This is a genomic window from Streptomyces sp. YPW6, from assembly GCF_018866325.1.
Taxonomy (GTDB): domain Bacteria; phylum Actinomycetota; class Actinomycetes; order Streptomycetales; family Streptomycetaceae; genus Streptomyces.
In genome coordinates this window covers 1,650,092-1,660,937 of record NZ_CP076457.1, presented here as the reverse complement: position 1 = coordinate 1,660,937, position 10,846 = coordinate 1,650,092, and the positions used below count along the sequence as shown (strand labels likewise).

Annotated in this window: 7 protein-coding genes; 5 read left to right on the top strand and 2 right to left on the bottom strand. The window is 72.3% G+C overall.

What is annotated here, in order from left to right; genetic code table 11:
* Nucleotides 1-5 precede the first annotated feature (5 nt).
* The 3 genes from KME66_RS07135 to KME66_RS07125 all read left to right on the top strand — a co-directional run bounded on the left by KME66_RS07135 (nucleotide 6) and on the right by KME66_RS07125 (nucleotide 3,952).
* Nucleotides 6-1,421, top strand: coding sequence for an FAD-binding oxidoreductase (locus KME66_RS07135; RefSeq protein ID WP_216320246.1), 1,416 nt, complete (start codon nucleotides 6-8; stop codon nucleotides 1,419-1,421).
* A gap of 137 nt (nucleotides 1,422-1,558) precedes the next feature.
* On the top strand, nucleotides 1,559-2,038 hold the full coding sequence (locus KME66_RS07130; protein WP_216320244.1) for a hypothetical protein: 480 nt from the start codon (nucleotides 1,559-1,561) through the stop codon (nucleotides 2,036-2,038).
* Nucleotides 2,039-2,128: 90 nt separating this feature from the next.
* Complete coding sequence (locus KME66_RS07125; protein WP_216320241.1) at nucleotides 2,129-3,952, top strand: chitinase; 1,824 nt, start codon at nucleotides 2,129-2,131, stop codon at nucleotides 3,950-3,952.
* On the opposite strand, the gene KME66_RS07120 is transcribed toward KME66_RS07125, so the two are convergent.
* A complete protein-coding gene (locus KME66_RS07120) occupies nucleotides 3,918-4,763 on the bottom strand; it encodes a phosphatase PAP2 family protein (RefSeq protein ID WP_216320238.1) in 846 nt (281 codons plus the stop codon). The genes KME66_RS07125 and KME66_RS07120 overlap by 35 nt on opposite strands.
* A 148-nt stretch (nucleotides 4,764-4,911) precedes the next feature.
* Entirely contained in the window at nucleotides 4,912-6,252 is a 1,341-nt protein-coding gene (gabT, locus tag KME66_RS07115; protein ID WP_216320235.1) for a 4-aminobutyrate--2-oxoglutarate transaminase, read from the bottom strand.
* Nucleotides 6,253-6,480: 228 nt separating this feature from the next.
* Between gabT and KME66_RS07110 the strand changes: the two genes are divergently transcribed.
* Nucleotides 6,481-8,889 carry an ATP/GTP-binding protein gene (locus tag KME66_RS07110; protein WP_216320232.1) on the top strand — a complete coding sequence of 803 codons (2,409 nt, stop codon included), beginning with the start codon at nucleotides 6,481-6,483 and terminating at the stop codon, nucleotides 8,887-8,889.
* 196 nt (nucleotides 8,890-9,085) lie between these two features.
* The gene (locus KME66_RS07105; RefSeq protein WP_216320229.1) at nucleotides 9,086-10,660 is read left to right on the top strand and encodes a PucR family transcriptional regulator; all 1,575 of its coding nucleotides are present in this window, start codon (nucleotides 9,086-9,088) and stop codon (nucleotides 10,658-10,660) included.
* Nucleotides 10,661-10,846 lie beyond the last annotated feature (186 nt).

The following is a 10,846-nucleotide window of genomic DNA, read 5'->3' as shown; positions in this document are numbered from 1 at the left end:
AAACCATGGCCCCAGCTGCCATGCGTACTGCTGCATCCTCCCTTTCCGGCGCCAAGCCGGTCTCCTACTGGCTCGACGACCCGGCCAGGCCCGCCGCGCTCCCCGCCCTCACGGGCGACGAGCACACCGACCTCCTGGTCGTCGGCGGCGGCTACAGCGGACTGTGGACCGCGCTCATCGCCAAGGAGCGCGATCCGCGGCGGGACGTCGTCCTCATCGAGGGGCACGAGGTGGGCTGGGCCGCCTCGGGCCGCAACGGCGGCTTCTGCGCCGCCTCCCTCACCCACGGGCTGGCCAACGGCGTGGAACGCTGGCCCGGCGAGATCGCCGAGCTGGAGGAGCTGGGCGCGCGGAACCTCGACGCCATCGAGGAAGCCGTCGCCCGCTACGGCATCGACTGCGAGTTCGAGCGGACCGGCGAGATCGACGTCGCCACCGAGCCCCACCAGCTCGAAGAGCTGCGGGAATGGCACGAGGAGATCGTGAAGCTCGGTATCACCGGCGTCGACTTCCTGGACCGCGACGCCCTGCGCGCCGAGGTGGACTCGCCCACCTTCCTCGGCGGCCTCTGGGACCGGCGCGGTGTCGCGATGCTGCACCCGGCGAAGCTCGCCTGGGGTCTGAAGCGGGCCTGCCGGGATCTGGGCGTGCGGATCTACGAGCACACCCGCGGCCTCGATCTCGTCCGCTCGGGGGCGGGAATGGCGGTCCGCACCCCGTACGGCCGCGTCTTCGCCCGCCACGTCGCGCTCGGCACCAACATCTTCCCCTCGCTCGTCAAGCGCGTCCGGCCCTACACCGTGCCGGTCTACGACTACGCGCTGATGACCGAACCGCTCAGCGCCGAGCAGCTGGAATCCATCGGCTGGAAGGGCCGCCAGGGGCTCGGCGACAGCGCCAACCAGTTCCACTACTTCCGGCTTTCCGCGGACAACCGGATCCTGTGGGGCGGATACGACGCGATCTATCCGTACGGAGGCCGGCTCAGCGCCGATCTCGACCAGCGTCCGGAGACGTTCCTGAAACTGGCGGAGCAGTTCTTCACGTGCTTCCCGCAGCTTTCCGGGCTGAATTTCTCGCACGCCTGGGGCGGTGCGATCGACACCTGTTCCCGCTTCACGGCATTCTTCGGGACGGCGCATCAGGGGCGGGTCGCCTACGCCGCCGGATACACCGGTCTCGGCGTCGGCTCGACCCGTTTCGGGGCCGATGTGATGCTCGATCTGCTCTCGGGCGAGGAGACCGGACGGACCCGTCTGGAGATGGTCCGCTCCAAGCCGATGCCCTTCCCGCCGGAGCCCTTCGCCTGGGCCGGGATCGAGATCACCAAGCGGTCCCTGGCCCGCGCCGACAGCAACGGCGGCCACCGCAATCTGTGGCTGAAGACCATGGACAAGCTGGGCCTCGGCTTCGACAGCTGACACGCCGTCCAGCGGTGTGACCCACTTCACTACCAACTGGTAGCCCGAACCCGCGTCATAGTCGCGGCCGAACGCGCTCTCGCACGTGTACGCACCGGCGGAACCCCGCCGGTGTCCACGTCAACGGGAGGCTGGTCATGACGGGACCGGAAACGAAAGCCGCGATCGAGTGGCTCACATCGGTGGCACCGGACCCCGGGGCCTGCCGGTGGGAATGGGAGCGCAACCCCCAGGGCGTCGCGCTCCTCCCCGCCGGCAGGCGCTGGGACGTCCTCATCCTCCCGGCCCGACTGGGCCATCCGACGCTCGACGTCCTCACCCGCCTCATCGACCGCCCGGGTCCCGTCCTCGCCGACTTCGGGGAGTCCCGCATGGGCTTCTTCGTCCCGCCGGGGACCGTCTCCCGCTGGATCGGCACGGGGGTCAGGGGCTGCGGCCGGGGCACCTGGATCGTCGTGCCGTATCCGGGGCGCGCCACCGGGGGAGTGCGCTGGCTCATCCCGCCGGACGGCTCGGGGACCCTCACCGACGCGGCGCTCCTCGAACTCGCCCTGCACGAGGCGGCGGGCGCCGCGGCCGGCGGCGCCCGCGGGGCGCGCCGCCGTCCGGAGGGCTGAGGGGCGCTGCCAGAGGTCTTGACAACCTCATTGGTCTGGACCATGTTGTGCGCACGTCACTCGCCGACTTCCCCCTGCGCGGAGGCTGTTGTGGAACGCACCGGACCAACCGTCAGACTTTCCGGACTTCTGGCCGCCGCCACGGCCGCCGTGCTCGCCGCCGGCGCCCTGGTCGCCACGGCGCCGGCGGCCGGCGCGGCGGACGTGGACCTGGCCCGCAACGGCGGCTTCGAGTCGGGGCTCGACGGCTGGAGCTGTACGGCCGCCAGCGGGGCGGTCGTCTCCACCCCGGTGCACGGCGGCGCCAAGGCGCTGAAGGCCACCCCGGCGGGCAGCGACAACGCCAAGTGCTCCCAGACCATCACGGTCAAGCCCAACTCCTCGTACACCTTGAGCGCCTGGGTGCAGGGCAGCTACGTCTACCTCGGAGCCACCGGGACCGGCACCACCGACGTCTCCACCTGGACCCAGTCCCCCGGAGCGTGGAAGCAGCTCACCACCACGTTCACCACCGGCCCCTCCACCACCTCGGTGAGCGTGTACACCCACGGCTGGTACGGCACCCCCGCCCACTACGTGGACGACCTCACCCTCGTCGGCCCCGGCGGCGACCCCGTGGTGATCCCGGCCGTCCCCGCGGGCCTGAGGGCCACCGCGATCACCTCGTCCTCCGTCGCGCTGTCCTGGAACGCCGTGTCCGGCGCGAGCGGCTACCACGTCTACCGCGGCGGTACGAAGGTGGCCACGGCCACCGGTCCCTCCGCCACCGTGACCGGCCTGTCGCCCTCGACCGCGTACAGCTTCCAGGTCACCGCCGCCAACGCGGCCGGCGAGTCCGCGAAGTCGGCGGCGGTCACGGCGACCACCACGGCGGGCGGAGGGGGCGGCGACACCGGCCTCCCCGCCCGCGCGCTCGTCGGCTACCTGCACTCCAGCTTCGCCAACGGCTCCGGCTACACCCGGATGGCGGACGTGCCCGACTCCTGGGACGTCATCAACCTCGCCTTCGGTGAGCCCACCTCCGTCACCTCCGGCGACATCCGCTTCTCGCTCTGCCCGGTCGCCGAGTGCCCGAACGTCGAGTCCGAGGCGGAGTTCAAGGCCGCGATCAAGGCCAAGCAGGCCGCGGGCAAGAAGGTGCTGATCTCGATCGGCGGCCAGAACGGACAGGTGCAGCTCGCCTCCACCGCCGCCCGCGACGCCTTCGTCACCTCGGTCTCCAAGATCATCGACACCTACGGTCTCGACGGCCTCGACATCGACTTCGAAGGCCACTCGCTCTCCCTCAACACGGGAGACACCGACTTCCGCAACCCGACCTCACCGGTGATCGTGAACCTGATCTCCGCCGTGAAGTCCCTCAAGGCGAAGTACGGCTCCGGCTTCGTCCTCACGATGGCGCCGGAGACCTTCTTCGTCCAGCTCGGCTACCAGTTCTACGGCTCGGGCCCCTGGGGCGGCCAGGACCCGCGCGCCGGCGCGTATCTCCCGGTCATCCACGCCCTGCGCGACGACCTGACCCTGCTGCACGTCCAGGACTACAACTCGGGCCCGATCATGGGTCTCGACAACCAGTACCACACCATGGGCGGCGCGGACTTCCACATCGCGATGACCGACATGCTGCTCGCGGGCTTCCCGGTGGCGGGCGACACGACCAAGGTCTTCCCGGGCCTGCGCCCCGACCAGGTCGCCATCGGACTCCCGGCCTCTCCCCAGGCGGGCAACGGCCACACCACCCCGGCCGAGGTCAACAAGGCGCTCGACTGCCTGATCAAGAAGACCGGCTGCGGCTCCTACCAGACCCATGGGACCTGGTCCGACCTGCGCGGACTGATGACCTGGTCGATCAACTGGGACCGCTTCAACAACAGGGAGTTCAGCCGGAACTTCGACGCTTACTTCGGCAGCTGAACCACCCCAGGGGCGCCAGCACCAACGGCCCCAGGCACCAGCTGGCCAGCACGTCCAGCGGCCAGTGGTAGCCGTGCAGCACCAGACCGATGCCCGTCGCCGTGGTCAACGAGATCGCGGCGACGGGCATCATCCACGCCCGGGGCCACGAAGCCCCCCGCAGCCACACCGGGCGGGGCAGCGCCAGCAGCACCAGGGCCGTGGCCCCGTAGGCCACGGCCGCCGTCGCCGTATGGCCGGACGGGTAGTAGTTGACGGCCTCGGTCAGCGGCCCCTGCCGGGCGGTGGCCACCTTCAGCGGGATCACCAGCGCGGGCACCGCCGCCATGGTGAGGGCCGCGTACACGGCGAGCCGCAGCGCACGGCGCCACAGGGCGTACGCGACCGCGCAGGTCAGCACCGCGAGCGCCACCGGCATCCCGCCGAGGTCGGAGAAGACCTGGGTCAGCCCGGCCGGACCGCGCTCGAACAGCTTTGCCCCGACCCGTTCGTCGAGCCGCAGCAGCGGCCCCCCGACGGCGACCTGCCAGGTGATCAGCGCGAAGAGGACCGCGAGCAGACCGAGCACGCCGGAGACGTATCGGGGAGAGAGGGGGGCCGGCCACCCGGGAACAGGGGGGGTTGTTCCGGGATGGCCGGCGGGATCGGTTCGCCGCGCGCCCCGGGGGGTGTGGGGCGGGCGGCCGTCCGATCGGTGAGGAGCCCCGGAGCCGTCGGCTCCGGCATGCGCGAGCGCATGCTCCGGACGGTGCTGGGGAAGCCCCTGCCCGGAGTCGGCCACGGTTTCCCGGGGCCGAGGTGTTTCTCTCATCCGCAGAGACCGTACGGCAGCAAAGGAGCGGCCGACAGTCGCCACCGCCTCCCGCCATCGCCCCCGCACACGTTCTTCACAGGCTCTCACCCGGATGCCGGACGGAGGCGGCCGACGCCCGCCGCCGCCCGTTCCCGGGTTCGAGGCGTCAGAGCGTGCCGAACGCCCGCTCGATGATGTCGAGGCCCTCGTTCAGCAGGTCCTCGCCGATCACCAGCGGCGGCAGGAAGCGCAGGACGTTGCCGTACGTGCCGCAGGTGAGGACGAGCAGCCCCTCGGCGTGGCAGGCCTTCGCGAGCGCGCCGGCCACCTCCGGGTTCGGGTCCTTCGTGCCGGACTTCACCAGCTCGATCGCGATCATCGCGCCACGGCCGCGGATGTCACCGATGATGTCGCCGTTCGGGAGCTTCGCCTGCATCTCGGCGAGGCGGCCCTTCATGACCTCCTCGATCCGCTTGGCCCTGCCGTTCAGGTCCAGCTCGCGCATCGTCTCGATCGCGCCCAGCGCACCGGCGCAGGCGACCGGGTTGCCGCCGTACGTACCGCCGAGGCCGCCCGCGTGCGCGGCGTCCATGATCTCGGCGCGGCCGGTGACGGCGGAGAGCGGCAGGCCGCCCGCGATGCCCTTGGCGGTGGTGATCAGGTCCGGGACGACACCCTCGTCCTCGCACGCGAACCACTGGCCGGTGCGGCAGAAGCCGGACTGGATCTCGTCCGCGACGAAGACGATGCCGTTGTCCTTGGCGAACTGCGCGATCGCCGGGAGGAAGCCCTTGGCCGGCTCGATGAAGCCGCCCTCGCCGAGGACCGGCTCGATGATGATCGCGGCGACGTTGTCGGCGCCGATCTGCTTCGTGATCGCGTCGATGGCCTGCGCGGACGCCTCGGCCCCGGCGTTCTCGGCACCGGTCGGCCAGCGGTAGCCGTAGGCGACCGGGACGCGGTAGACCTCGGGGGCGAACGGACCGAAGCCCTGCTTGTACGGCATGTTCTTCGCCGTCATGCCCATGGTGAGGTTCGTGCGGCCGTGGTAGCCGTGGTCGAAGACGACGACGGCGGTGCGCTTGGTGTACGCGCGGGCGATCTTCACCGCGTTCTCGACGGCCTCGGCGCCCGAGTTGAACAGCGCGGACTTCTTCGCGTGGTCGCCGGGCGTCAGCTCGGCGAGCTGCTCGCAGACCTCGACGTACCCCTCGTAGGGCGTGACCATGAAACATGTGTGGGTGAAGTCCGCCAGCTGCGCGGAGGCCCGCCGCACGACGGCCTCGGCGGACGCGCCCACGGACGTGACGGCGATCCCGGACCCGAAGTCGATCAGCCGGTTGCCGTCCACGTCCTCGATGATCCCGCCGCCCGCCCGGGCGGTGAACACCGGCAGGGTGGAGCCCACACCTGCGGCGACGGCCGCGGTACGACGAGCCTGCAGCTCGACGGACTTCGGGCCGGGGATGGCAGTGACGACGCGGCGCTCCTGCGGGATTGCGGTCATGCGGGGCTCCTGGGGGTGTTTCGGACGCTCTTCTTTTTGCAGGCTAGGGGTGGGGGAGGGGTGCGGGCATGCTCCGATCGGGAGTGGTGGGGGTGTGTCCTTGTCCTTGGCGGACAGGTGGGACGAGGCGGTCCGCGAACCGGAATGACCCGTGTGGCGCTGAATCCGGGTACTAGATTGAACGACTGCACCGGGAGAACGCCTTGGCACGTCAGGGGAGCAGTGGCAATGGGCACGGAGGGCACGTACGACGCGCAGCGCGAGCAGGGCGGGCAGGGCGCGGACGATGCCGGCGCGCGGCGGCGCGACCACCCCTTCGGGGGTGATGCCGCAATCGCCCGAGTTCCCGGACCGGCCTCGGCCCCACCCGCCATGCCCCCGTTGCCGCCCCGGCCCCCCGCCGCCGTCTTCGACGCGCGAACCTGGCTCCGGGCACATCGCGCGGACGCCGAGCCGGGCCTCTGGCGGTACGGGCACCGGCCGAAGGCGGCCGACGCAGCCGACGAGGTGCCCACCCGCGCGCTGGTCGTGGGCGCGCTCATCTCGATCGCTTGCGGGGTCTTCGCCTGGGCGGTCTGGCGCACCGACTACATCGCGGTCCAGCGGCTTCCCCTGAAACTGTTCACGCCCTCCGACTGGTGGCGCGGCGAGCCCGGACAGTCGGCGCGGACGGCCAGTGCCGTCTACAACAGTCTTTTCGCCGTCCTCCTGATCTACTTCTGCGGACGGCTCGGCAACTGGCCGGCGCTGTACCGGAGGGTCGTCCTCGACCGCCCGCAGCCGGGCAGGGCGCTCGGCGCCGCGCTCACAGGGCTCTTGGTGGTGTGGATCGTCCTCGGGACGAGCCTGCTTCCCTTCTTCTACGCGATCCTCCACGCACTGGTGCCGGTATCCGTACTGAGAGGTGATCCGCAGGTGGCCGCCGTGGTGGGGGTGGCCATCTACGTCCTGATCGCGGCGGCGCTGCTGTGGCCGTTCGCCCGCACGGGCGGATGGACGGACTTCTTCCGGAAGCCCGGCGCGCCCGTAGCCCTCGCCGAGACGGAGACCGAGGCCGATACCGGGACGGCGGAGGATCCCGCCGGATGGCCGCACCTGCGGGCGGCGGGACAGCCCGGGGCCGCGGACAGGCTGGCCGCCGAGATCGCGGCCCGACGCATGAACGATGTCGACTGCGCCCGGATCGGCCATGCGTGGTCGCGCGTGGAATCCGGGGCGCTTTCCGCCGGTGTCTTCGTCGACGGAGTGATGAAGCAGGGAGCGGCGGCCTGCCTGCATCCTTCGGGCGACCGCGATCTCCCGATCCGTGCGGCCACCCACGACCTGCTGACCGCACAGGTGAGGATGGGCGCCTACGCGGAGCATCCGCGCAATCCCGCCACGCGGCGAGGAGCGGGAGCGGCCCTCGACCCCGGCGTTCTCGGCACCTCGCTCCTCGCCGTCGGCCCCCACGGGCCCGACCGGACACGCCGCCTGGTGAGGCCGGTGGTGGAGTCGCTGTCCCTCCAGGCTCTGGCCGGACGGGCGGCCGTGGTCGTCGTCTCCGGCGAAGGCGTCGAGCTCGGGCCCGAGGACTCCTACGACGTGGTGGTGAGGATCGGTGATTCCAGGTCGCTGTACGACCTCGATCTGTACGGCGGGGTCACCGATCCGGACGAGGCCGCGATGCTCCTGTCCGAGGCCTTCACCGGTGACCTGCCGGACGTGGACAGCCGCCGCGCCGCCGTCACCCTGGGCCAGCTGATCGGCCCCTTCAACGCTGTCCACGGCCGCTTTCCGTCCCTGCCGGAACTGCGGGAACTCCTCGACGGCGGTCGCGGGACGCTGGACCGGCTCCGCGAGGACCTCGACCCGGAGGAACACCGGTCCTATCTGCGGGAAGTGGACGCACGCGAGCGTCAGCTCGGCACCTCCGCGGATCTCAGCGGGGTGCTCGCGGACAGGATCGCCTTTCTCGACAGGCCCGCCTTCAGCGCGTTCTTCGACACCCGGGGACGGTCGAGGCCCTTCTCCCTGCGCGCCCTGGAGCATCCGGTACGCGTCCGGATCGTGCTGCCCGAGCGGAGCCACCCGGAAGCCTCGCGCATTCTCACCCGGCTGGTCTTCGCGCAGTTCGTCTCCAGCGTCGGGGCGCGCCGCGACACCTCGCTCTTCGCGGCGCTCGTCCTCGACGACGCCGCGAGTGCCATGACCACCGACTCCGTCCGGGCGGTGCAGCGGCTGCGTCAGCTGAACGCCGGAGCGGTCCTGGCCGTGCGGTCCCTTGACGACGTGGGGCCGCATCTCCACGCCGCGCTGCTCGGTGCGGTCGGCTGCCTGATGACGTTCCCCGGCATCACCACCTGGGAAGGCAAACGGTTCGCCGAAGCCTGGGGCAAGGAGTGGGTGGAGACCCGCGAGGTCGCCCAGCACACCGTCTTCGCCGACCAGCCCTTCACCCGGGCCCTGCACGCCGTGCGCAAGCTCGTCACCGGCAAGGCCGTGACCACGGACGCGGTGACCGTACGGCAGGTCGAGCGGGAGCGCTGGTCGGCCTCGGAGCTGGCGTACGCGGTTCCGGCCGGGCACGCCGTGCTGTCCCTCACCACCGTCCAGGGAGAGCACGCGCCTCCTCTCCTCGTCCACCTCGACGGCTGAGACGACCCAAGCGGCTACCCGGAGGTAACGCGGAGCTCGACGGAGAGCGGTGCCCGGCACCCTGCCAGCCTGGCAGAATCGGAGTGAGCCGTTCATACGGGACGGCGAAATGCGGGGCCACCGTCGCGGCCGGGGATCCGGTCGTCCGTGCGTCGGCGCCCGCGTCCTCATCCCCGACCCCGAGGGTTCCCGGCCCATGCCCCTCACGCTCGCCTCGCTCGTCCACCACTCGGCGCTCAAGCTCACCGTGCGGGCGGGCGCGGACCGGCTCGACACCCCTGTGCGCTGGGCCCACGCCAGCGAGCTCGCCGACCCCGTTCCGTACATGGACGGCGGCGAACTCCTCCTCGTGACCGCCACCAACCTCGACGCCGAGAACGCCGACTCCATGCGGCGCTACGTGCGACGGCTGGCCGGGGCCGGAGTCGCCGGGGTCGGCTTCGCCGTCGGAGTCACCTACGACGACATCCCGCAGGCGCTCGTCGACGCCGCACAGGAAGCGGGCCTTCCGCTGCTCGAAGTGCCCCGCCGCACCCCGTTCCTGGCCATCAGCAAGGCCGTCTCCGCCGCCATCGCCGCCGACCAGTACCGCGCGGTCACCGCCGGCTTCGAGGCCCAGCGCGAGCTGACGAAGGCCGCACTCGCCGGGGACGGGGCCGCCGGCCTGCTCGCCCGGCTCGCCGCCCACATCGACGGCTGGGCCGCCCTCTACGACACCTCCGGCGCGGTCCTCGCCGCCGCCCCCGACTGGGCCGCCCGCCGCGCCGCCCGCCTCACCCCCGACGTCCAGCGTCTCCGGGACCGACCCGCCCCCGCCAGCATCGTCGTCGCCGACAGCGAGGACCGCGTGGAGCTCCAGTCGCTGGGCACCGGCCGCCGGGCGCGCGGCGCGCTGGCCGTCGGTACGGGAGCGGCGCTCGGGACCGCCGAGCGGTACGCCGTGCACTCCGCCGTCGCCCTGCTCACGCTGACCACCGCCCGCTCCCGCTCCCTCCAGGGCGCCGAGCAACGCCTGGGCGCCGCCGTCCTGCGGATGCTGCTCGCCGGACAGCCCGACCACGCCCGGGCGGTCGCCGGAGACCTCTACGGCGACCTGCTCGACGCCCCGTTCCGGCTGCTCATCGCCGAGGCCGCCGCGCCCGCCGGACCCGAGCTGCTCACCGAGACGATGGAAGCCGCCGCCGCGCGCAGCGGCGAGGCGCTGCTCCTGGTCCCCGAGGGCGGACGCGTCGTCGTGCTCGCCGCCGACGGCGGAGCCGCCATGGCCGCCTGCGCGGCCTACGCCGAGGCCCAGGAGGACCGCGCCCCGCGCGAAGGCGGCGCCGAGGACAGCGATGTCGTGGTGGGGCTCTCCGCCCCCGCCGGCCCGGTCGCCGTCTCCGCCGCCTACAAGCAGGCCGAACAGGCCCTCTCCGTCGCCCGCCGCCGGGGCAGGGCCCTCGTCGAGCACGAGGAGCTGGCCGCCGGTTCGGTGCTTCCCCTGCTCGCCGACGACGCGGTACGGGCCTTCGCCGACGGCATGCTCCGCGCCCTGCGCGAACACGACGCCAAGGGCCGCGGCGACCTCGTGGCCTCTCTGCGCGCCTGGCTCTCCCGCCACGGCCAGTGGGACGCCGCCGCCGCCGACCTGGGCGTGCACCGGCACACCCTGCGCTACCGCATGCGCCGGGTGGAGGAGATCCTGGGCCGCTCCCTGGACGACCCGGACGTCCGCATGGAGCTGTGGCTCGCCCTCAAGGCGACGGCGGCCACCACACCCGCCGAGGACTGAACGCGGCCCACCGACGGCTCCGGAGGACTTGGTGGAGCCCGTGGAGCGCCGAACCGCGCCCGCCGCGGGCTGGACGTGGCCCGGTGAGGCTCCGGAGGACCTGGGGTCGCCAGTCGAGGGCGCAACGCGGCCCGCCGAGGACCCGGGAGGGCTGGGGGCCGCCCGTCGAGTGCCGGCCCCGCCCGC

Excerpts from the sequence above, each read along its gene's own strand:
- KME66_RS07130 (WP_216320244.1), top strand. The coding sequence starts at position 1,559 with ATGACGGGACCGGAAACGAAAGCCGCGATCGAGTGGCTCACATCGGTG.
- gabT (WP_216320235.1), bottom strand. The coding sequence starts at position 6,252 with ATGACCGCAATCCCGCAGGAGCGCCGCGTCGTCACTGCCATCCCCGGC.
- KME66_RS07120 (WP_216320238.1), bottom strand. The coding sequence starts at position 4,763 with ATGAGAGAAACACCTCGGCCCCGGGAAACCGTGGCCGACTCCGGGCAG.
- KME66_RS07105 (WP_216320229.1), top strand. The coding sequence starts at position 9,086 with ATGCCCCTCACGCTCGCCTCGCTCGTCCACCACTCGGCGCTCAAGCTC.
- KME66_RS07110 (WP_216320232.1), top strand. The coding sequence starts at position 6,481 with ATGGGCACGGAGGGCACGTACGACGCGCAGCGCGAGCAGGGCGGGCAG.
- KME66_RS07135 (WP_216320246.1), top strand. The coding sequence starts at position 6 with ATGGCCCCAGCTGCCATGCGTACTGCTGCATCCTCCCTTTCCGGCGCC.